The 23,090-nt window shown below is 45.0% G+C and carries 19 protein-coding genes; 11 read left to right on the top strand and 8 right to left on the bottom strand.

What is annotated here, in order from left to right:
• Positions 1–79 precede the first annotated feature (79 nt).
• The 4 genes from AC07NA_RS08725 to AC07NA_RS08710 all read left to right on the top strand — a co-directional run bounded on the left by AC07NA_RS08725 (position 80) and on the right by AC07NA_RS08710 (position 4,407).
• Positions 80–706: a DUF4159 domain-containing protein gene (locus AC07NA_RS08725; protein ID WP_494897226.1), complete on the top strand. Its 627-nt coding sequence runs from the start codon at positions 80–82 to the stop codon at positions 704–706.
• Between the two features lie 41 nt (positions 707–747).
• Positions 748–1,368, top strand: a complete 621-nt coding sequence (locus tag AC07NA_RS08720; protein WP_494897225.1) for an RDD family protein — start codon at positions 748–750, stop codon at positions 1,366–1,368.
• A gap of 65 nt (positions 1,369–1,433) precedes the next feature.
• Positions 1,434–3,068 (top strand): TldD/PmbA family protein, encoded by a 1,635-nt coding sequence (locus AC07NA_RS08715; protein ID WP_345212218.1) that lies wholly within the window; start codon positions 1,434–1,436, stop codon positions 3,066–3,068.
• A 1-nt stretch (position 3,069) separates the two neighbouring features.
• The gene (locus AC07NA_RS08710; protein ID WP_494897224.1) at positions 3,070–4,407 is read left to right on the top strand and encodes a TldD/PmbA family protein; all 1,338 of its coding nucleotides are present in this window, start codon (positions 3,070–3,072) and stop codon (positions 4,405–4,407) included.
• Positions 4,408–4,724: 317 nt separating this feature from the next.
• Here the strand turns inward: AC07NA_RS08710 and AC07NA_RS08705 are convergent, their stop codons facing one another.
• The 4 genes from AC07NA_RS08705 to AC07NA_RS08690 form a co-directional block, all read right to left on the bottom strand.
• Entirely contained in the window at positions 4,725–5,720 is a 996-nt protein-coding gene (locus AC07NA_RS08705; protein WP_494897223.1) for a toast rack family protein, read from the bottom strand.
• A 2-nt stretch (positions 5,721–5,722) separates the two neighbouring features.
• The gene (locus AC07NA_RS08700; RefSeq protein WP_494897222.1) at positions 5,723–6,337 is read right to left on the bottom strand and encodes a PspC domain-containing protein; all 615 of its coding nucleotides are present in this window, start codon (positions 6,335–6,337) and stop codon (positions 5,723–5,725) included.
• A gap of 21 nt (positions 6,338–6,358) precedes the next feature.
• Positions 6,359–7,063 carry an SDR family oxidoreductase gene (locus AC07NA_RS08695; protein ID WP_345212222.1) on the bottom strand — a complete coding sequence of 235 codons (705 nt, stop codon included), beginning with the start codon at positions 7,061–7,063 and terminating at the stop codon, positions 6,359–6,361.
• A 168-nt stretch (positions 7,064–7,231) separates the two neighbouring features.
• On the bottom strand, positions 7,232–7,780 hold the full coding sequence (locus AC07NA_RS08690; RefSeq protein WP_494897221.1) for an REP-associated tyrosine transposase: 549 nt from the start codon (positions 7,778–7,780) through the stop codon (positions 7,232–7,234).
• Between the two features lie 272 nt (positions 7,781–8,052).
• Here AC07NA_RS08690 and AC07NA_RS08685 point away from each other — a divergent pair, with 272 nt between their 5' ends.
• The 4 genes from AC07NA_RS08685 (at position 8,053) to AC07NA_RS08670 (ending at position 11,731) form a co-directional block, all read left to right on the top strand.
• Positions 8,053–8,784: an MlaE family ABC transporter permease gene (locus tag AC07NA_RS08685; protein WP_345212225.1), complete on the top strand. Its 732-nt coding sequence runs from the start codon at positions 8,053–8,055 to the stop codon at positions 8,782–8,784.
• On the top strand, positions 8,781–9,533 hold the full coding sequence (locus AC07NA_RS08680; RefSeq protein WP_494897220.1) for an ABC transporter ATP-binding protein: 753 nt from the start codon (positions 8,781–8,783) through the stop codon (positions 9,531–9,533). Before AC07NA_RS08685 ends, AC07NA_RS08680 begins: the two co-directional genes overlap by 4 nt.
• Before the next feature lie 180 nt (positions 9,534–9,713).
• A complete protein-coding gene (locus AC07NA_RS08675) occupies positions 9,714–10,601 on the top strand; it encodes a class I SAM-dependent methyltransferase (RefSeq protein ID WP_345212227.1) in 888 nt (295 codons plus the stop codon).
• A gap of 80 nt (positions 10,602–10,681) precedes the next feature.
• A complete protein-coding gene (locus tag AC07NA_RS08670) occupies positions 10,682–11,731 on the top strand; it encodes a hypothetical protein (protein ID WP_494897219.1) in 1,050 nt (349 codons plus the stop codon).
• A 566-nt stretch (positions 11,732–12,297) separates the two neighbouring features.
• Here the strand turns inward: AC07NA_RS08670 and AC07NA_RS08665 are convergent.
• The 3 genes from AC07NA_RS08665 to galB all read right to left on the bottom strand — a co-directional run bounded on the left by AC07NA_RS08665 (position 12,298) and on the right by galB (position 18,572).
• Complete coding sequence (locus AC07NA_RS08665; protein WP_345212454.1) at positions 12,298–13,686, bottom strand: sugar porter family MFS transporter; 1,389 nt, start codon at positions 13,684–13,686, stop codon at positions 12,298–12,300.
• Between the two features lie 22 nt (positions 13,687–13,708).
• Positions 13,709–15,454, bottom strand: a complete 1,746-nt coding sequence (locus AC07NA_RS08660; RefSeq protein ID WP_494897218.1) for a DUF8485 domain-containing protein — start codon at positions 15,452–15,454, stop codon at positions 13,709–13,711.
• 676 nt (positions 15,455–16,130) lie between these two features.
• Positions 16,131–18,572 (bottom strand): beta-galactosidase GalB, encoded by a 2,442-nt coding sequence (galB, locus tag AC07NA_RS08655; RefSeq protein ID WP_494897217.1) that lies wholly within the window; start codon positions 18,570–18,572, stop codon positions 16,131–16,133.
• 267 nt (positions 18,573–18,839) lie between these two features.
• Here galB and AC07NA_RS08650 point away from each other — a divergent pair, with 267 nt between their 5' ends.
• The 3 genes from AC07NA_RS08650 to AC07NA_RS08640 all read left to right on the top strand — a co-directional run bounded on the left by AC07NA_RS08650 (position 18,840) and on the right by AC07NA_RS08640 (position 21,028).
• Positions 18,840–19,661: a 5'-nucleotidase, lipoprotein e(P4) family gene (locus AC07NA_RS08650; RefSeq protein WP_494897216.1), complete on the top strand. Its 822-nt coding sequence runs from the start codon at positions 18,840–18,842 to the stop codon at positions 19,659–19,661.
• A gap of 68 nt (positions 19,662–19,729) precedes the next feature.
• Positions 19,730–20,596, top strand: a complete 867-nt coding sequence (locus tag AC07NA_RS08645; RefSeq protein WP_494897215.1) for an aldose 1-epimerase family protein — start codon at positions 19,730–19,732, stop codon at positions 20,594–20,596.
• Between the two features lie 87 nt (positions 20,597–20,683).
• Positions 20,684–21,028, top strand: coding sequence for a hypothetical protein (locus tag AC07NA_RS08640; protein ID WP_345212449.1), 345 nt, complete (start codon positions 20,684–20,686; stop codon positions 21,026–21,028).
• A 73-nt stretch (positions 21,029–21,101) separates the two neighbouring features.
• Here the strand turns inward: AC07NA_RS08640 and AC07NA_RS08635 are convergent, their stop codons facing one another.
• Positions 21,102–23,087 (bottom strand): glycoside hydrolase family 35 protein, encoded by a 1,986-nt coding sequence (locus tag AC07NA_RS08635; RefSeq protein WP_494897214.1) that lies wholly within the window; start codon positions 23,085–23,087, stop codon positions 21,102–21,104.
• Between the last annotated feature and the right edge of the window lie 3 nt (positions 23,088–23,090).

Genomic DNA, 23,090 nt, shown 5'->3' with positions numbered 1-23,090 from the left:
AACAAAGTATCTAAAACTTTACAACAACTGCCGCCAAAAGTGATTTTCGCATATTTTTTTCCACTACTTTTAGTGCTGCATGATTAACGGATCGAAATTTACTTTTACAAGGCTCACCTACCACTCCGGCGACTGGGATACCGACCAGCGGATGCCATCAAACCTGCTTAATTCATTACTCGAATACACTACCCTGCCTATTGACGAGCAGGAAAAAGTGATAGCCTTGAGCAGTAACGAAATATTTTCGGCGCCGTTCTGTTACATCAGCGGCCATAAGCTGGTTCAGTTTGACGCGCAGGAGAGCGCCAACTTTAAAAAGTATATCCAAAACGGGGGCTTTGTTTTTGCCGATGACTGCAATCACGACATCGACGGGTTGTTTGCCAAATCGTTCGAGGCGCAGATGGCTAAATTATTCGGCCCAGCGGCTTTAAAAAAAATCCCGAACACCCATAAGTTATACAGTTCCTTTTTCAAGTTTGAGAAAGGACCGCCCAATACTACTTTTGAACTGAATGGCTGGGGCGACGACCTGGTGCACGATTACCTGAAGGCAATAGAAATAAACGGCCGCATAGGTGTGCTATACAGCAATAAAGATTATGGTTGCGAGTGGGATTACGATTACCGCAACAAACGTTTCCTGGCCGAAGACAATACCAAGTTCGCTGTAAATATTGTAATGTACGCGCTTAATTCCTGACGATCTTTTTTCTTATATTTCCACTAAACTTTATCGCATTAATGATCAACAGCTATTTCATTTTGGTTGACGGGCAGCAAACCGGGCCATTCACACACGACGAGTTAATGGATAACAACCTGCAACCCGATGCCTTTGTGCTATCACCCCTGGCTACTGAATGGCAACAGGCTATTGACCTGCCCGAGTTTAATGAATACTTCGTTTCACAGGGCATTTATCAGCCGGCAAAAGGAAACTATGCCAATTTTGGCTGGCGGTTGCTGGCTTATTTTATTGATTATTTTGTATTGATCATATTTTTGATTCTCGTACTGGGTGTAATAGCTGTTATAGCTGAATTTACAGGCGGATCTTATACCGATATTACCGGTAATGAAAGTCTGCTCAATGTAGCCGGCGGTCTTGGTATGTTTATTTATCATGCACTATTTGAATCAACCAGCCTGCAAGGCAGTATTGGTAAATTGATATGCAAATTGGTAGTGGTAAATTATCAGGGTGGGCGTGTAACTTTCTTACAGGCATTGGGGCGTAATTTCGGCAAAATATTATCCAGCTTAATTTGCGGTTTAGGATTTTTGAATGTTGCATGGGATAGTAAACGCCAGGGTTGGCACGATCAGCTGGCCAAAACTTATGTTATTAAAAAGAGGGGTTAAAACGCTGAAGGTTAGCTTTAACTTAATATAATTTTTATATTAGGACAATTAAACCCTGACCAACCTTGAAAAGAAAAGACTTCCTCTATCTGACGGGTATGGGCGTGAGCAGCGCCTTACTTAGTCGCCTGCCTGCCATGGGCCACCCCGTACCACCCGATGCCCATTTACAGCAGGTGGATGTGGCCATAAAAAAACAATTAGCAGATGTAGCCTTGAATGCCGCGCGTGCGAAAGGCGCCACTTATACCGATGTTCGCCTTGGCCGTTACAATAATCAGTACGTTATTACACGTGAGGATAAGGTGGAGAATGTAGTAAACACCGAATCGTATGGAATGGGGATCCGAGTTATAGCTAACGGCTGCTGGGGCTTTTCGGCTACCGATAAGCTGGATAAGGACAGCATTGCCAAAGCTGCCGAACTGGCCGTAGCCATAGCTAAAGAGAACTCGCGCATACAAACCGAGCCTGTGCAGCTTGCCCCGCAAAAAGGCTACGGTGAGGTAAGCTGGAAAACACCGATAGAAAAGAACGCCTTTGAGGTGCCCATAAAAGAAAAAGCCGACCTGTTGCTGGCCGTTAACGCGGCAGCCATGAAAGGCGGCGCGAGCTACGTTAACTCGTTCCTGTTTTTAGTGAATGAACAAAAGTACTTTGCCTCAACCGATGGTTCATACATCGATCAGGATATTCACCGGATATGGCCAAGCTTTACTGTAACTAAGGTGGATGCCAAAAGCGGCAAGTTTGAAACCCGCGACGCGTTAGGTTCACCGAGAGGAATGGGTTACGAATACCTTATCCCCCGTGCCGAGGATAAGATACAATCTGTAACTACCCTTTACCGCGACAGGTATGATATGATTGAAGATGCCGGGCTTGCGGCTAAGCAGGCTGCCGAAAAGCTCGTCGCGAAATCGGTAGAAGCCGGTAAGTACGATCTGGTGCTCGACCCTACCAACCTATACCTCACTATTCACGAATCATCAGGCCACCCTACCGAGCTCGACCGTGTGCTGGGTTACGAGGCTAACTTTGCCGGTACCAGTTTCCTTACGCTGGACAAATGGGAAAGCAAAAAATTCAACTACGGCAGCAAACTGGTAAACATTGTGGCCGATAAATTACAGCCCGGTTCATTAGGCGCTGTTGGGTACGATGACGAAGGCGTTGCCACCAAAGAGTGGGATATTATTAAAGATGGCGTGCTTGTAAACTACCAAACCATCCGCGATCAGGCACATATCATCGGCCTTAAAGAATCACAAGGTTGCTGTTATGCCGATAGCTGGAGCGATGTACAGTTTCAGCGCATGCCGAACATTTCGCTTAAGCCGGGCAATGATCCGCTTACACCAACCGATATGATCAAAAATGTAGAGAAAGGCATTTACATTGTGGGCGATGGTTCCTACTCGATAGATCAGCAACGTTATAACTTTCAGTTTAGCGGACAGTTATTTTACGAGATAGTTAACGGCAAAATAGGCTCTATGCTGAAGGATGTTGCTTACCAGTCAAACACGCAGGAGTTTTGGAACTCATGCAGCGCGATATGCGACAAAAGTGACTACCGTTTAGGCGGAACATTCTTTGACGGAAAAGGTCAGCCGCCGCAAATCAACTCGGTATCGCACGGCGCGGCAACTACAAGGTTTAATGGTGTAAATGTTATTAACACAGCAAGAAAGATCTGATATGCCTATTTTAACAAAAGACGAAGCCCAGGCTTTACTCAAAAAAATATTATCATACTCCAAAGCTGACGAAGCCGAGGCCAGCATCAGCGGCAGCGATGGCGGCAATATCCGTTATGCCCGTAATTCGGTATCAACCAGCGGGTTCATCAGCCAAACCAATATCGTTATCTCATCAGCCTTCGGCAAAAAACTGGGTATAGTTACCCTTAACGAGTTTGATGATGCCAGCATAGCCAAAGCTGTTCGCCAATCAGAAGATCTGGCACGCCTGGCACCCGAAAACCCGGAGTATATGCCCTTCTTAGGTCCGCAAACTTATGGCCCCGAAGCTAAAACTTATGTAGAAGCCACCGCCGCTATCACGCCGAAACAACGCACCGATATGGTGGCGCAAAGCTTACAGGTATCAAAAGATAATAAGCTTACCGCTGCCGGCTTTGTACAAAACAGCGCGGGCTATTCGGCCAGGTTAAACTCAAAGGGTTTGTTTACCTATAACACCTATACCAACGTTAACTTTTCGGTAACGCTGCGCACGGCAGATAGCACAGGTTCGGGTTATATGGCAAAGGATTTTAACGACGTAGCCAAGATGAACGCGCTGTCGGCATCGCAGATAGCGGCGCAAAAAGCTACCAAATCGGTAGCGGCCAAAGCCATTGAACCCGGCAAGTATACTGTAATACTGGAGCCCGCCGCAGGTATTGTATTGCTCGAAAACCTTTGGGGATCGTTAGACGCCCGCAGTGCCGATGAAGGCCGCAGTTTTTTGAGCGCTCCCGGCGGCAAAACCAAAATGGGTGAAAAACTGGTAGACGAACGCATCAATATCTATTCCGACCCATCGAACATCGAGCTACCAACGGCCAATTATAATGGCGAAGGCCTGCCCCTTGTAAAAACCAACTGGATTGAAAAGGGCGTAGTAAAAAACATGTACTACTCGCGTTATTGGGCGCAAAAGAAAGGTGTAAAACCTGTGCCCTACCCTAACGGTTTTATTATGGATGGTGGCACCGCCAGTTTAGAAGATTTGATAAAAGGCACGGCCAAGGGCATATTGGTTACCCGTTTATGGTACATCCGCTCCGTTGATCCGCAAACTTTACTGTATACCGGCCTTACCCGCGATGGTACTTTTTACATTGAGAACGGACAGATCAAGTTCCCGATAAAGAATTTCAGGTTTAATGAAAGTCCGGTGATCATGCTCAACAATTTAGAAACACTGGGCAAACCGGAACGTACCGTAAGCGGTGAATCGGGCGCAAGCGCGATGATTCCGCCAATGAAGATCAACGAGTTTACCTTCACTTCATTATCTGACGCTGTTTAGTCAGCTTTTGAGTTTAACGCCATGGGCGGTTAGCAATCCTGCTAACCGCCCATTTTTATTTGTTTCTGCTAAAAATTAAAAAGAAAGCGCAGCCGCTTGGCTCCAGCCAAGTGGCAACTATCCCGCGGCGTCCCGCCGCTGTCAATCATGTAATATTAAAACACGACGGCCGGAGGCCGTGAAATAGTTGCCACTCGGCTGGAGCCGGAGCGGCGGCAGGTAGGGGATGTTCGAAGTGTGGACTGTAAACAAAAAAGGCAGCCTGCATATAATACAAACTGCCTAACATAAACTGCAAACTAAAAAACTAATCGTATTTAATATCTTTTTACGTTGAACTCCGATATACCACCGCTCATTTTAATGTGGATCTTGTTTTTAGCGGCTGCATATCCGGGGGTTTCGTAGTAGTTGTCTTTTATTTTTTTGAAGCCATCAAAATGTGTTGACGACAGGCCTGATGAACTTGTTATACTGCAAGCCGCGTTTTGCGGTACGCTGATGTTCACTTCAGATACGCCTGTTGAAACTTCCACACTGGTAAGTTCTAAAGGCTGACCTAATTTTACAGTAAGCGAAGCCGCGCCACCGTTTAACGTAACCGAACGAACCTTGAATTTGGTAAGGTCGAAATCTAACTCGGTAGCGCCTGTTTTTACGTTGATATCCCAAACAGGGTTAGGGTTTAACCTGAAGGTGGCAACATTGCTGTTATCGCTGCTCCAGTTGATGTGGCCTTTTTTGCTGCGCATCCTGAAATCGAGCACCGCTACCGAATCTTCTTTAGTGCTACTGAACTCATAGCGCCCCATTACCTCTTTAGTATCGGCATGGAACAATTGCGCCGTGGTATCTGATAATTTATATACCGTACCACCACCGTTAACGTTTAAGCGGGCGTAGCGGGTATCGGCAACAAAAGGTTCGTTAAAAGCGCTTTTGCCTTCAACTTTCACAATGCCCTTACCTGCTGTAACGGTATCGTTGTCATCGTCGTCGTCATCGTCATTATCGTGGTTGCTATCACTGTAGTCGTAATGGTATTTAAATGGCCCCCAGAAATGGTAGCCCCTGCCCGGGTTAGCAAATATGATAAGGCCGAAACCCAGCAATACTACCAGAACCTTTACACCTATAGCCCATGGAGCACGGGTGTTTGACAGTACCAGGTTAACACCTGCAATTACTAAAAACACAGGCCATAAGCGGAACAAGTTGCCCCAGTGAAAATCAATATAGCCTAAGTTGTGCAAAAGGAAAGCACCGCCTATTAATACGAGTACTAAACCCGGAATTATTTTATCGCTTCTCATGATTATACAGTTGGAGGGTTATCGTTAGTGTTATTGTGGTTGTTTACATCAAAGTCTTGCGGCTCTTTAGGCTCGGCAGGCGGAGGAGTCTGGCTCCAGTCTTTCCTATCCCAAGGCTGTTTGCGTGCTCCCGAAAAAATGAAGCCTATACCTGCCAGTACCAATACTATCGGCCAAAATATGTCAAAGTCAATATCGGGTATCAGATCGAACTCGTTGAACAGGAATGCTCCACCCATCACAATTAATACAGCGCCTGCTATTACCGCAAAGTTTGAATTACGTTTTGGCAACGGCGGCACAGCAAACGGAGCGCCTTTACCAAACGGACCTGAGCCAAATGGCGGCGGCGTGTTGGTGTTAGTGAAAGGGTTGAATGGTTCTTGCGGGGGTACGGTATAATCTACCGTTGGGCCCGGGCCATACAAAAACGGGTTCTTTTTAGGCAATACGATCCAAAGGATGATGTAAGGCAAAAAGCCTACTCCCTTTAATACCAATGCGAAAGCAAAGGCCACCCTGATGATGGTTACATCTACACCAAAGTAATCTGCCAGTCCGGCGCAAACACCACCTATTACCTTGTGTTGTTCGTCGCGATAAAGTTTCTTTTCCATATTATTTACAGTTTAATAGTTTTACAATTGGCCGCCTGCCGGTTTGATCACTATCTCATCAACATTTGCGCCCTTACTCATTTTATATATTGTAATGATGGCTGATGCTACATCTTCGGGCAGTACCATTTGGTTTTTATCTACCTCCATTCCCTTCCATGAATCTGTTAATGTTGATCCGGGAATGATGGCTGTTACCTTAACACCGTGCTGCTGCATTTCGAGCCTCATTACCTTATTAAGACCTAACAAAGCATATTTTGTTACGCTATACACCCCTGCCTCTGCTATAGGGTTTATACCTGCAACCGAGCATATATTGAATATATGCCCTTCACCGACAGAAACCATACTTTTACCGAAGAAACGGTACAGTTCATAGGCCGGAACGAGGTTTGTATTCACCTGTTTTTCGAAGGAATCATCACTGTCGTTAAGTATAGAAGCATGCTTGTACATACCCACGTTATTCACAATAATTCCGATGAAACCCAGCTTTTTCTCGGTGAATTCGGCAAATTTTTTCAGTTGCTGCTTGTCGCTGGCATCGGCAACCATGGCGGCAACTTCAATTTGAGGGTTAATTGCTTTTAATTCGGCTTCAAAAGCAGCCAGTTCTTCGGCATTGCGCGAGCATACGGCAACGTTAATTCCTTCTTTGGCAAGGGCAATGGTAATAGCGCGGCCCATTCCTTTGGTGGCACCGGTAATAATGGCGTTCTTCATGTAAATAATATGGATGTGTAATAGTAATAGTTAAGCTTTAAAGTAAGCAAATTTACAGCAGAGTTATGAATAATGGTAGAAAATGCTGTGAGGAAGGGACAATAGCTGTCGCGAGTTTAGCGCAGCGTAACTCGTGACTAAGCATGGTGTAAGCTTTCAGCTTACAAACTAATTCATCAGTATCACATCAATTAATCCTTTATTACCGGCATAATCTCTTGCACTGCTGTATAAATAATGCTCGGGTTCATCAACCCAACCAGCTACAACAGGATTGTTATGAATATAATCAAGCTTCTGTTCCATTACCTCGTTACTAAATAATTCGATTGGATGATTACCGTGTTGCCAAAACTGATTATTTTCATTATTGGGATTTAGCTTCCCTTCCCGTTCAAAAAACCAAAGCATCCAAGCGCGCCTGCTTTCTTGCACATTTTCGGCAATTGCATTGATGATCATTTTAGAAGTATGCCTTTTAATATCACGAAGAATGTCTTGCATTGGTTTATCACTACTGCGAATAATCAGATGTACGTGATTACTCATAATTACCCATGCATAAAGCTCAAGCCCTTTATGTGCAATACAATATTTAAGGCTATCAACAATAACATCCTTGTATTCGCGGCGTGTAAATACATCTATCCATCTGATTACAGAAAATGTTACGAAATGTGGCTGTTCCGGGTTTCTAATTTTATGTGCAAGGCTCATGAATGTAAAATAATACAATTTATCTGTTTTTAATGTAAGCTGAAAGCTTACGCCATGCTGTGTCACGAGTTACGCTGTGCTAAACTCGCGACGGCAGGTTATTCCCATCCTATTAAGTAAATAACCTGCAACGCTAAAACAATTTGTGCCTTTGTTTATTATTAACGTGAATACTGGCATCTTTTTACAACATATACAGCGTAAGTTAATGTGTACTTGAAAGCGGCATGTAATTTAAAAAATGTATTTTTAACCGAATTTTACGCTTACCAATGTTTTATAGTTTAGGAAAATATATACTCTTACTACGTTTAAGCTTTAAAAAACCCGAGAAATTCAGTGTATACTGGGCCGAGGTAATGCGCGAAATGGTTTCGGTGGGCATAGGCTCGCTGGGTATCATCTCTATCATATCCGTATTTATCGGCGCGGCTACTACCATTCAGGTTGCTTTTCAGTTGAATAGTCCGTTAGTGCCGCTAAGTATTGCCGGTAAAATTGCCCGCGACTCCACCATACTCGAATTTAGTCCTACCATATCAGCCTTGGTTTTGGCGGGTCGTGTGGGTTCAAGCATCGCGTCGCAAATTGGCACCATGCGAGTAACCGAACAGATAGACGCGCTCGAAATAATGGGTGTTAACGCGCCCGGTTATCTCATATCACCTAAAATTATAGCGGGAATGACTATGGTACCCATACTGGTTACCATCTCAATTTTACTGGGTATAACGGGCGGTTACATTGCCTGCTTAGCATCGGGTGACATTAGTCCTGCTGATTATTTGATGGGCGTTACCGATGGCTTTGATGGTTTAACTATAAAAGTTGCCCTTGTTAAGGCTGTAGCGTTTGGTTTCATCATTGCTTCCGTTTGTGCTTACCAGGGTTTTTATACCAGTGGTGGTGCTTTAGAAGTAGGCCAGTCGGCTACACAGGGTGTGGTATACAGTTGCGTAATGATCTTATTTGCTGATCTTGTTATTACCCGTTTAATGCTATGATCGAAATTAAAGACATTTACAAAACTTTTGGCGATAACGATGTACTTAAAGGCATCAGCGCTACTTTTAAAACAGGCAAAAACAATCTTATTATAGGTGGCTCGGGTTCAGGTAAAACCACATTGCTTAAGTGCATTGTAGGCTTGCACGAACCAACCAGGGGGCAGGTATTTTTTGAGGACGAGAACTTTACCGAAATGGATTTTGAGCAGCGTGTGCCTATCCGTACACAAATTGGTATGCTGTTTCAAAACTCGGCATTGTTTGATAGCATGACGGTTGAAGAGAATATCATGTTCCCGCTTAACCTGTTCACCAAGCAATCAAAAGCCGAAAAGCTCGACCGTGCCAACTTTTGCCTCGAAAGGGTAAACCTGGCCGGTAAAAACAAACTATTCCCGGCAGAACTTTCGGGCGGTATGAAAAAGCGTGTGGGTATTGCCCGCGCCATATCCATGCAACCAAAATATTTATTTGTGGATGAGCCAAACTCCGGCCTCGATCCAAAAACATCTATCCTGATAGATGAACTGATCAATGAACTTACCCAGGAATACCAGATCACTACCGTGATAGTAACCCACGATATGAACTCGGTAATGGGCATCGGCGACCATATCATTTTCCTTCACCAGGGCCAGAAATGGTGGGAAGGCTCAAACAAAGAAATAGCCCATACCGACCTTCAAGAACTCAACGACTTTGTTTTCGCCAGCAAATTTATGCAGGCAGCCAAGGAAAAATTGTAGTTTTTAGATTAGTATCGAGTAGTTAGTAGCAAGTAGCAAGACAAAATATCAGTTACATGTATGTTGCTGTACACGTTCCATCTTTAAATACATAATAATTAATTTTAGCTACTTTTGCAGAATTGCCGGTTATTAAGAAATCTTGATACCTGATACTAACTACTCGATACTAACTAAAAAATGATCCAACTACTTACACCAACGCACTGGAAAGATTATGAGCTGATTGATTGCGGCGACTTTGAGAAGCTGGAGCGTTTTGGCGAGGTGATATTGATACGCCCTGAACCACAGGCTGTTTGGAACAAGCAATTGCCCGAAAGCGAATGGCAACGCTTACACCATATAAAATTCAAAGGCCGTTCGGCCACCGCTGGCGACTGGGTAAAAAAGAGCCCGAAAACGCCTGAACGCTGGCATATCGAATATAAGAACAACGAAGTAGCTATCAAATTCCGTTTAGGGTTAACCTCATTTAAGCACCTGGGTATTTTCCCGGAGCAGGCGGTTAACTGGGATTATATCACCCAAAACGTAAAAAGCTTTACAACGCCCGAGCCAAAGGTGCTTAACCTGTTTGCTTATACAGGCGGCGCGTCGTTAGTAGCAAGGGCTGCCGGTGCCGATACCACGCACGTGGATTCGATTAAACAGGTTGTTACCTGGGCAAACGAAAACCAGGAATTATCGGGCCTTACCAACATCCGCTGGATGGTGGAAGATGCCCTGAAATTTGTGAAACGTGAAGTTAAACGTGGTAAAAAATATAACGGCATCATCCTCGACCCACCTGCCTACGGCCATGGCCCTAACGGGGAAAAATGGAAACTGGAAGACCACATCAACGAGATGATGCACGATGTGATTCAATTACTTGACCCGGAAGAACATTTTCTGATATTGAACACCTATTCGCTTGGGTTTTCGTCGGTAATTATCGAGAACCTGATCCGCAGCGCTTACCCCAAAGTGCAGAATTTAGAAACCGGCGAGCTATACCTGCAAGCCACCGCAGGCCCTAAATTACCGTTGGGCGTATTCGGTAAATTTTATAAAAATAAAAGCTGATTAGCCCCCGCAAAAAATTATATTTACAACAAACAAGTCCCGGTAAATTAGTTAGCCGGCATGCACATCAACCAATATTTATGAAATTAAAACACGTCCTGCTTGCAGGATTATTCACGTTTTCATCGCTAAGTTTATTTTCGAGTTGTTCACAAACCGGCGGCAAAACCACTAAAGCAAATACTGCCGGCGGCGCGGCCGCTACCGCGGATGGTGCCGATACCACTGTAAAAGCTGTACTTACGCCTATTGATACCGCCTTATACGATTCGCTGATGGTGAAGCTGGCTAATGGCGACACTACCGGTAAATGGCCTGTTAAAAAAACGCCATATCCTTTAGCCGGCGCCATATTGCCGTTTAAACGTGTGGTATCGTTTTACGGTAACCTCTTCTCTAAAAAAATGGGAATACTGGGCGAATTACCGCCTAAAGAAATGCTGGCCAAACTAAAGGTAGAAGCCAAAAATTGGGAAAAAGCTGATCCTAAAACACCTGTACAACCTGCCCTCCATTATATTGCAGTAGTAGCACAGGGCGATGGCGGCAAAGATGGTAAATACCGTTACCGCATGCCTTTTAAACAAATTGACACGGTACTATACCTTGCCAAAAAGATAGATGGTATTGTGTTTTTAGATGTGCAGGTTTCTTTAAGTACCATTAAAGATGAGTTACCTCTGCTTGAAAAATACCTGATGATGCCGCAGGTTCACTTCGGTATGGATCCGGAATTTTCTATGAAGGATGGTTCGAAACCGGGTAAACGGATAGGTACTTATGATGCAGCTGACATTAACTACGTATCAGGCTACCTGGCCGATTTGGTTAAGAAATACAACCTGCCTCCAAAAATTTTGATCATACACCGCTTTACCCGTAAAATGGTGACCAACTACCAAAACATAAAATTGCGCCCTGAAGTACAGGTAGTAATGGATATGGATGGCTGGGGCGAACCCGACCTGAAACTGGGCACTTACCGTCACTTCATTTTCTCGGAACCGGTACAGTTCACCGGCTTTAAATTATTCTACAAAAACGACCTTAAGAAAGAGCCGCACCGCATGTTAACCCCTGCCGAGCTGTTAAAATACAAGCCTGCTCCTATCTATATACAATATCAGTAAATAGATATTCAGGAGTTAAATAAAAGAGGTGCGGATAATAAAATTATCCGCACCTCTTTTATTTTCAATGTCATCTTGACGAGAAACGAGGAGAGATCTTCTTCACCAAGCAAGTAGCAGACTTCCACGGCGAAGAAGATCTCTCACTACGTTTCGAGATGACAAGTAAATTTGTAAAAGTACAACCTTTCATACCCACAAAAATGCGGCATCGTAAGGAACGGATAGCACAAGCCCTGCCACAGCACAAGCCAAACATAGTTCCTTGCGCAGCCGCGACTTTTCTTTTTTGGTACTTTTTTCTTTTGAGAGAAAAGAAAAAAGTACATCCACTAACGCCCAATTACAGCACAACCATTCCTAACGAAGAACAAAGCGATGACGTGTTTAGAAAACACGCCTATAAAGGGTCATCCTGAGCTTGTCGAAGGATCGTGCGCAGAGGCCATCACCCACGCACCCTTCGACAAGCTCAGGGTGACAAGCCCCGTTATTTAATATTGTATCTCACCTTCGGAGGAACATTGATTTTAAACCTCACTACGAGAAAAGAAACGTCTCCCCCCTTACTTCTTCCAACTCAATTCAATCTCCTCTAAAGTCTTCTTCTTGGTTTCCGGTATTCTTATCAGCGTGAACACCCATAATATCAGCGCAGCTATCAGGAACAGTCCGAAGGTAAACGCTCCGGCTTCTTCTTTTTTGTCGGACAGTAAGCCCGGCTCTAACAGCATGGGGGTGAATTGCGTGATGAGTAAAACGCCGATCCATAATACGGTGGTGGAGAACGACATGGCGATACCGCGCGTTTTTGTGGGGAAGATCTCCGAAATGATTACCCACGGAATTGGCCCGAGCGATGCCGCGAACGACGCGATATAGAGGAAGATGAATACCATCAACCAGATACCATCCAACTGGTTATACAGACTATAACCGGTCCCCGCCAGCCCGATAATCATACCGGCAACTCCCCATAGCAGCAGCGTTTTACGGCCAAGTTTATCAATAAAGCCGATAGCGATAAAGGTAAACAGCGTGTTGATAACACCGATGATCACCGTTTGAAGCAACGCGGTATCGGTACTTGAACCGGCATTTTCAAATATCTTGGGCGCGTAGTAAATAATGGCGTTTATCCCGGTAATCTGCGAGAAGAGCGCCAGTACAGCACCAACTATCATCGCTTTGCGCAGGCCGGGTTTAAATAATTCGGCAATGGTACCTTTCTCTTGGTTAAGGGTAAGTTCTACTTCCTGCACTACGGCTAAGGCTTCCTCTTTACCGTTCAAGCGTTCTAATGTATTTAAGGCTTCTGCCGAACGGTTCTTTTTGATCAGCCATCTCGGGCTTTCGGGCACCAGGAACAACAGTATCAGGAATAAGGCCGATGGCAATAATCCCGAAGCGATCATCCAGCGCCAGCCTGTTTCCACCTTCCACTCGTGGGTGCCTAACGAAGCTATTTTGAGGTTAACAAAGTAGATCAGGTTAATACCGATAACAATGGCTAACTGGTAAACACTCACCAGTTTACCGCGTATTTTAGGTGGAGCTATCTCCGAAATATACAATGGCGACAGCATAGATGCCGCGCCTATGCCAATACCGCCAACAATACGGAACAGCACAAATTGTGTTAAATTAGTTGGCAATGCCGCACCTATGGATGATACGGCAAATAGTATCGCTGTAAATATCAGTGTGGTTTTGCGGCCAAGTCTGTCACTCATATAACCTGCAACGCCGCTGCCAATTACGCAACCCCATATTGCGCTGCTGGCAGCCCAGCCTTCCATTGCAGGTGTAAGCCCAAACTTTGTTTTTATAAGGCCGATAACGCCCGCAATTACAGCGGTATCGTACCCGAATAATAAACCGCCCAGGGCGGCCACCACCGTAATTTTAACTACAAAACCCGTGGTGGATGGCTGTAGTTGCGCTTCTTTACTCATAATATTTAGGGTATCAATTGGTTTATACTCGTACGTAGGCCTTCAGCGTAGCACACTCCTGCCCTTCCGATTCGCCATGCGGGCGAATGGTGTATTCGCCTACCGCGGCGGGTACTATAAAGGTTTCGGCGTAATGAATTACGTAGGGTTCGAAAGCATTCGCCGGACTTTCTACTATTACTTCACGGCCTTCCACCAGGTTTAGCACGTTCACTATTCCGTTGGTATTGTGGCTCACCTTGCCGGTAAACCAATGGCGGCGGGTTTCAATAAATTCCAGTTCGTTAAGGCCGGTACGTTCCTCGCGCCAGCCATCGCCTTCGCCTAAAGGTTCAACCAAATTAAGGGCATTCTTCTCCACCCATGAAGCGGTACGATCCCACTGGATCACATTTTTACCATGCTCAATATTGATAGGCCGAGGTTTACCATCGAGCCCTAACCTGCCCCAATCCCACAGTTTAAAGGTGAAGATATATGGCGTAGCGCTAATTTCGAGCACCATGCCACCCGTGCCCGAGCAATGCACGGTACCGGCCGGGATAGACACGTGATCGTGCTTTTTAACAGGCCATTTCTTTACATATTTTTCATCATCGAAGAGCTTCTCGCCACGATCGGCGGCACGAAGATCCTCCAGCATTTCATCGGGATTTATGCCCTCCTGCAAACCAAGGTATACATCGGCCTCGCCGTCTACATCTAAAAAATAATAGCTTTCATCCTGCGTGTAGTGCATGCCAAATTTTTCCTGGATGTACTGGGTAAGCGGGTGCACCTGCAAGCTCAAATTACCGCCTTTAATGGTATCCAAAAAGTCGAACCGGATAGGGAACTCGTCCCCAAAACGTGAATGTACTTTCGGACCAAGCAGGTCATCGGTTTTATAAAATACCAGGTTGATGGATGGGATCTCCACATCGGTATCGCCAAAGCGGAGCAGCAAACTATTTTCTTCGGGTACGCAATCAAAACACCAGGCATAATTGGTTGCCGATCGGTCAAGATCGCACACCTCTTTCATCCATTGTCCGCCCCATGGCCCCGGGTCAAAAAACGGTACCACACGGAAAGGACGTTTCGCGCTGATCTCCAGGCCGCGTAAAACGGCTTCGCCGGTTACTAAATTAGGCTGACCTTGCTTATTGGTATCCAGTACATAATCGATCTTGCTGAATAGCTTTTTCTTTAACCTGTCGCAGGCGCGCCAGTCTACAAAAAAGCCCCGCTTGTATTGAATAGAAAACTCTTCGTCGTTATTTTTCAGGCCGATGTTGTTCACCAGTTTTTCGCGCATGCGCAGCTGAATCTCCCAGCGGGCCATGTCCGCGTAAATCAACAGGTCAAATTCGGGCAGTACCAAACTCGCGCCGGTACCATAAACAATCACCACTCCGTCTGCCGACTTTGCTTCTGCATTTAGCGCTTCAGCTTTTTCGGTATCAAGGTAATCCTCAATATTAAGGCGGGTTATGTAACCAAAGATACGGTCGTCAGTTACATCGGCATAGGTTAGCGCGGTGATCTCTTCTTCGCTTTTAAAAGCATCGGCGGCATCAATCCAGTGGTCGTGCTTTACGGTCCCTTTAATGTGGCTAACCAGTTCGGCATCTATTACCCCCTGGTAAGTTTCAATAACTATGCGCTTTTTGCCCGATTGAATTTCATCGTTAAGCTTAGCTGTAACTGCTGCCCAGCCGCTAACGCATGATGTATTTTCTGTTTCAACCTGAACGTAAGGAAACTTTTGATAATTAGCCTTTTTCAATGTAATGGTGCTTTAGTTGTATTGATGTATTAAAGTATATATGTTATTACATACTATTGCTTAAATGTAACTCTACTTTTTGCAAAGCATAAATAGCCTAAAACAGCAATTTATTTGTAATACAATACTTTCTAAAGCAAATAAATAAATAATTTTTGACTTTTAACGTATAAAAGTACAATCATATTTATCACAATAAGTTTTAGGCTGAACAAGATTGTTCATACATAGTTTTCAAGGTTTGGCAAGGTGAAATTGTGGTGTGTGATAACACAGACTACAGGCTTAGGGCATGGGTTTTGCAAAGAAAAAGCGGGGGCATGTGCGATTCCCTCCATTGGGAGCATAGCCGTCAACTTAAGATTTTAAGCAAACCGCATAGTTAACTCACCCGGTCTACGCTTCGCTGGACCTGCCCTCTCTGCGCAAGCGCAAAGAGGGCTAAGAAAAACAAGAACCCCTCTTTCCGCTTGCGGAGAGAGGGGTGACGAGCGAAGCAAAGTCGGGGTGAGTCGATATACCGCTATAATATTACTCTCTCAAGTAAATATTTCATTGATCAATACTTAAATTGACGGCTATGTTCCAAGGAGGGAATTAAAGCATCCCCGAATTACAGAGCCGCTCTGTATAGCTTAGAGATTGCTTCGTACCTCGCAATGACGATATAATGGAATTACTTAACCTTCAAATAAATTACCGCTGTAGATAAACCGGGAGAAACGGCTGTTACCGCGATGGTGCCGGGGGTATCCCGGGCTTGTATGATGCCCAGCGCGAGGCCATGGAAGGCTTTAACGTTATCGACCTTGAAAGGATCGTGGCTTATAGGGTCGCCATTATCAACAGCGGCTATAAAAGCATTGCCGGTAAGTTTAAAGGTGACGCGATTATCGGCATTGGGCACCACGTTGCCGTCGGCATCGAGTATGCGGGCGGTTATAAAAGCAAGGTCTTTTCCGGTGGCGGTAAGGTTGCTCCTATCTGCCACCAGTTCTATTTTAGCAGGCGCACCTGCCGTATGGATTTCTTTGGTAAGTACCACTTCGCCATTCTTGCGCGACACCGCTTTAAGTGTCCCCGGCTCAAACTTTAACCGCCACATTACGTGCATATCTTCACCCCGGCGGCGTTTTACGCCTTGCGATTTGCCGTTCAGAAAAAGCTCTACTTCATCAGCATTGTTATAGTAGGCCCAAACATCAACCGTTTTACCGGCTTCCCAGTTCCAATGCGGAAAAATGTGCAGTACGGGCTTGTTAGTCCACTCGCTTTGGTACATGTAATAAACATCCTTCGGGAAACCGGCCAGATCGATAATGCCAAAATACGAACTGCGGGCAGGCCAGGTATAAGGGGTAGGTTCGCCCAGGTAATCAAAACCCGTCCACACAAACATGCCCGAAAGGTAATTGTGCTTTTTGATGAGTTTCCAGGTTTCTTCATGCGTTGAGCCCCATGGCGCCGATACATTATCATAAGCCGATACCGTGTAATCGGCATTCATAATGCCCACCCCGTTCTTCATCTCCTTATTATTCGGCCAGCGGCGAATACTATCCGAGGGCATATCATAATGCCCCCGTGTTTGCAAAGCCGATGTAGTTTCCGTGCCGATAAACTTCATACCAGGGAAGGTTTTATGGAAACTCTCGTAATCATTGTGGTGATAGTTATACCCCACCAAATCCAGCTCGCCCGATTTTACAATGAAGTTGCCGTTCCATGGCTTATCATTCGCCGTAGTGATCGGCCGGTTATCGTACTCCTTTACAACCGCGGCAAGTTCTTTAGCTATGCGGGTACCGGTGCTGTCGCCCTGTTCGGGAATTTCGTTGCCTATGCTCCATATAAATACGCTGGGGTGGTTACGGTCGCGCAGTAGCTGATCGGTAAGGTCGCGTTTAGCCCATTCCTTAAAATAAAGATGGTAATCAAACTTGGCCTTGGGCTTTTCCCAGCAGTCGAAAGCCTCATCCATTACAATGAAACCCATTTTATCGCAAAGATCGAGCAGTTCGGGGGCAGGCGGATTGTGCGAGGTGCGTATCGCATTGCAGCCCATTTCTTTCAGCATCTGTAGTTGCCGTTCCATAGCACGGGTATTGATGGCCGCGCCGAGACTACCCAAATCGTGATGGTTGCATACGCCCAGTATCTTCATGGCCTTGCCGTTAAGGCTGAAACCCTTGTTCTTATCAAAATCAAAATAGCGGATGCCTATGGTAGTCCAGTACTCATCTACCGGCTTATTATCCATTATTACCTTAGTGAGCACCTTGTATAAATACGGACTATCAACACTCCAGAGCTTAGGTTTCAATATCCTGATGCCCTGGCTGGTGTTCACCATACCATCCTTCAAATAATATTCGGGCGAGATGTTACCGGCGATCGGTTTGCCATCGGGCCCGTAAATAGCGGTTGACAGCGTGAACTTTTTATCGGGATTAAGGATATTGTTATTAATGGTAGTTTTAATACTGATCACGGCACTTTCTTCGCTTACATCGGTAGTAGTAACGTAAGTCCCCCATTGGTCAACCGCTACCTGCCCGGTGGTTACCAGCCACACATTACGGTAAATACCTGAACCCGAATACCAGCGCGAATTGGGTTGTGTTGAATTATCTACCTTAACCGTAACCACATTAGGTTTGGTGCCGTAGTTCAGATAATCAGTAAGCTCATACCTGAACGAGATATAGCCGTTAGGCCTGAACCCCAAACGATGGCCGTTGATCCATACTTCGCTTTTTTGGTATACGCCATCAAAATCAATATAAGTGAGTTTGCCTTTTGAACTTAGCGGCACAGTAAAAATCTTGCGGTACCAGCCAATGCCGCCGGGTAAAGCGCCACCTTCGGGAGTGGCGGGGTTATCTTTACTGAACGGCCCTTCTATGCTCCAATCGTGTGGCAGGTTGAGCGTGCGCCAGCCAACCGGTTTAAAAGTAAGCTTTTCTGCACCGGGCACATCGCCCAAATGAAACATCCAACCGTTATCAAAATCTTTTACCGACCGTAAAGCCTGCCCAAAACCCGGGGTACAGCATAATGTCAATACCACAAACAGGTATACCTTTGCAATAAAGCTGTAATTACGGTTGATGGGCATGAATAATTAATGAATGTATATTGTACACAAATTATGCGTATTTGTTTGTCATCCCGGAGAAAAAACCAACATCATTATGTCATTAAATAATTAACGCGGCTATCCATTGCAGGCACTGGTATTAAAGCTTCATATTTGCTAAACCAATAGCTACATAATTGGTTAGCTTATTGTGCAAACCTTTGCTGTGAATTTGTTATTCGGTTTAAGTTGAATAATTTTATACACTAATTTAAACAAGCACCAAGCTGTAACCTCAAACATACCATGAAACATATCCGCATCAAGCTCTTCGCATTAATTATAGGGTTGCTTGCCGCCTGCGCTCCCGCTAAAAAGGTGAGCACGGTATCGACAGCTAATAACGGCAAAGTGTGGTCATCTTTATGGCAGCAACGCTCGGCAGAATATAAGGCCTTATGTTTTCAGGCTTATAACATAGCCCGTTTGCGGTTGGATGAAGCGCTAAAAAATTCGTATGCGGGCAAACCATTAGCCGTAGTGACTGACATTGACGAAACCGTGCTGGATAATAGTCCGTACGATGCGGCACGTGCTATAGCTAATTTAGATTACGATGCCAAAACATGGAAAGAGTGGACAGCCAAAGCCATAGCCGATACCGTACCCGGCGCACCGGCATTTTTTAAATACGCGGCATCAAAGGGCGTAACCGTATTTTACATTACCAACCGCGACGAGGACGAACGCGAAAACACTCTCAAAAACCTGCGGCTGTATAATCTGCCCAATGCCGATAACGCACATTTGCAGTTGAAACAGGGCGCATCAAGCAAAGAAGCCAGGCGCAATGAGGTGCTGAAAACACACCAGATAGTTTTATTATGCGGCGATAACCTGCCCGATTTTGATGTGCTGTATGATAACCATAAAGAGAACCCCATAACCGAGCAAAACCGCGATGAGGTAACGGCCAAACTGCTTAAAGATTTTGGCAGCAGGTATATCGTACTACCTAATCCGTCGTATGGGGATTGGGAGGGTGCTTTGTACCAATTTAACTATGGATTGAAGCCAGCGCAAAAAGATTCGGTAATAAAAGCCAAACTAAAAACTACCGGCAATTAATAATTTCAATTACCATAGCGTTTGATTTACAGGAAAATCTACCTTTATTATAAACAATTAATAACCAAATGATCACTATTGAAAATGAATCACTAAAGGTTACCATGCGTACCAAGGGAGCCGAACTCACCTCAATTTACAACAAAATTACCGGTACCGAGCAACTATGGCAGGCCGATCCGGCGGTGTGGGCATGGCATGCGCCAAACCTGTTCCCTATTGTGGGCGGTGTGTTGAACGACGAATTGCTGGTTGACGGTAAGACTTATCCTATGCCTAAACATGGTTTCGGCAGGCATTCGGAATATATATTGCTCGAATCGAGCGATGTGCACGCGGTGTTTTCGCTGCCCAACAGCGAGCATACTTTACAAGCTTATCCTTATAAATTCGATTTCCAGGTTATTTATACCTTAATTGATAACGCCTTGCGTGTTACGTATAAGGTAATTAATCACGATGATAAAACCATCCATTTTTCGGTAGGCGGGCACCCGGCATTCAGGGTTCCGTTTTTTGAGGGCGAAAAATACGAGGATTACTATGTAGAGTTTGAAACCGAAGAGCCGCTTACCAGGCACCTGATATCAAAGAACGGTTATTTTGACGGCCGCACCGAAAGCGTACCGATGAAAGGCAACCGTATTTACCTTACCGGCGATATTTTTAATGATGATGCCCTGATATTTAAAAACATAAGCTCGAAGTTGGTCAGCATAAAAAACGACAATCACGATAAATCCATATCGGTTGAGTTTCCACACTTTAACCATTTGGGGATATGGGCCAAGCCAAAGGCAAACTTTGTGTGCATTGAGCCCTGGCTGGGCTATACCGATACTGAAGGCGAGCCGCACGACATCAGCAAAAAAGACGCTATACAGCACTTAAAACTCGGCCATACTTTTGAAGCTGCCTTTTTTATCAGCATTTGATGAAGTTTATGTTAAAAAATTGCTTTTTCATAAAACATTTTTGAGCATTTAAAACTTATCTGTTAAAACACACAACAATTTAAAGCTATGAAAAAGAAAATTTATTTAATCGCGATTACAATGCTGCTTACAGTGGCTGGTTTTAACTCGAACGCAGCTACGCTTGATGATAAAGTAAACGGTGGTGTAAATAAAGAGGCTATTGCCAACATGACCGAGGAGCAAAAAGAAGCCCGTATAGAAGAAATAAAATTACGCGTTGCGGAAATTAAAGAGATGGACAAATCTCAAATGACCAAACAAGAACGTAAAGATGTTAAAAACGAACTTAAAAGCCTTAAAAGCGAAGCCCAGGCTATGGGTGGCGGCGGTATTTACCTTTCGGTAGGTGCTATCATCATTATCATCTTAGTATTGATCCTGATCTTATAATCAACCTCGCTGCATATAAAGAAAGCGCCCTTTTTGTTAAGAGGGCGCTTTCTTTTTTGGGTTATATTTCCGTTTAGTTTTTTGGCACGTTATCCAGTACCGGATGATCTAATGTTGACAACCCTGTATGGTTGGTGTTCAGTTCATCAAACACGGCTACTTCGTTTAGCCCGCGTTTAAGCCATGCAGCCGGTACATAAATGGTTTGCTGCGGACCGATGCCCCAGTATTTACCCAAATTATGCCCGTTCAAAAACACAAAGCCCTTGCCGAAACCCGTCATATCAAAATAGGTATCGCCCGTAATACGTAACGAGAAACGGCCTTTATAAAAAGCAGGCTGCACTTGTTCGGCATTGCTGTTTGGCACGTAACGCAGGCGCGTAAGGTTATCAAACGGCAAGCGGTACATTTTCCAGCCTATCAGTTCAGTATTATTTAAGGTAACCTTTTCGGTGATACCGTGTCGGTTATCGGTCAAAAAAGGACCGTAATTTATGCGCCCGTTATTTTCAACCAGTATATCCAGCGTGGCATTTTCAGGTACGTTGTTCAGTGTCAAGGTATCCTGCTTTAAACGACGATCCATAATACCTACCTGGCTGCCGTTAACATATACGGTGGCATAATCGCGCAATTGGGTTAATTGCAACAAGGCCTTGTTTACGGCGTGCACCGTGGTGCGGTATAATACAAAGCCATAGCCCTGGTTAAGGTCTTCAAAGCCCATTGGCCTGTCATTTGTTACCGGTTGCGGCAGGTTATCAAACAAACGGGCCACGGTAGTCAGTTTAATCAATTCAAGCGCCATGGTCATCTTATGCTTTTCGGGCACAGGGGGCAGGTGTGTTCCCGGCGGCAAATACTTGGCTATTACCTCCCTGAACTTGTAATATTTAGGAGTGGGATTACCGGCTTCATCCAACGGCGCGTCATAATCATAGCTTGATGTTTGCGGCGCGTATGGGTCTTTAGTGTTCATGTTGGCGCCATTCATAAAATCGCGCGTGGTACCGCCATGAAACATATACATATTGATAGAGATGCCTGCCGATAGTATTTCGTCCAGCTTTTTGGCATCGGCATCAGCGTTACTTTTATGGTGCCCGGTTCCCCAAACATCAAACCAGCCCGGGTACCATTCGGCCACATAATACGGGCCTTTACCGTTGTGGTATTTATTAATGAGTTCTTTAACTTCCTTAGGGTTATCCAATCCGTTTACTGCAGGTAAAAAGCCCGGCAGGTAGCCTTTAGGCATTTGCTCGGCACCATCGCAGGTAAAAAGCAGGCCATCAAAACCGGCTTCTATAAAAATTTTACGGTTAAGATCGAGGTATTCCTTATCATCGCTGTACGAGCCGTATTCGTTTTCAATTTGTACCATTAATATATTACCGCCATGGGTAACCAATAATGGCGACAGCTGCTTGCCCAATTGCAGAATGTAGTTGCGGTAGGCAGCGATAAAATTAGGATCCTGGCTGCGCACCTTCATGTTTTTATCTTTCAGCAGCCACCACGGGTAACCGCCAAATTCCCACTCGGCACATACGTACGGACTTGGGCGCAGTACTACAAACAGGCCCTCTTCCTTAGCGGTACGCACAAATTCGGCAATGTTGTTTTCGCCGGTAAAATCATACTGGCCCTGTACGGGTTCGTGCGCGTTCCAAAAAACGTAAGTGCCTATGGTGTTTAGGCCCATGGCTTTGGCCATGCGCATACGCTCGCGCCATTCCTGGTGGGGTATACGGGTGTAATGCATTTCGCCCGAGATCATTTGCATGGGCTCATCGTCAAGCAAAAAGGTAGAATCGCCTAAGGCGAAGGTATGGCGTACGCTTTCTTCACGCACCCGTGCATAAGAACGCGACCTGCCCCTGCGCGATTTTTTTGATTTACTACTCCGGCTTGATTTGCTCTTTTTAGTAGTTTTATGACTTACCGATTTACTCGATTTGCTTTTTCTTGATTTGCTTTTCGATCGTTGTGCATAACTCAGGTTAATACTCATCGCACAGATGAGCACCCATATAATAAAACGTATTTTTTTCAAAAT

Source organism: Mucilaginibacter sp. GW821-FHT07G05 (assembly GCF_059418565.1).
Note: the sequence above shows the minus strand (reverse complement) of the source record. Positions and strands in the feature narration are given on the sequence as shown.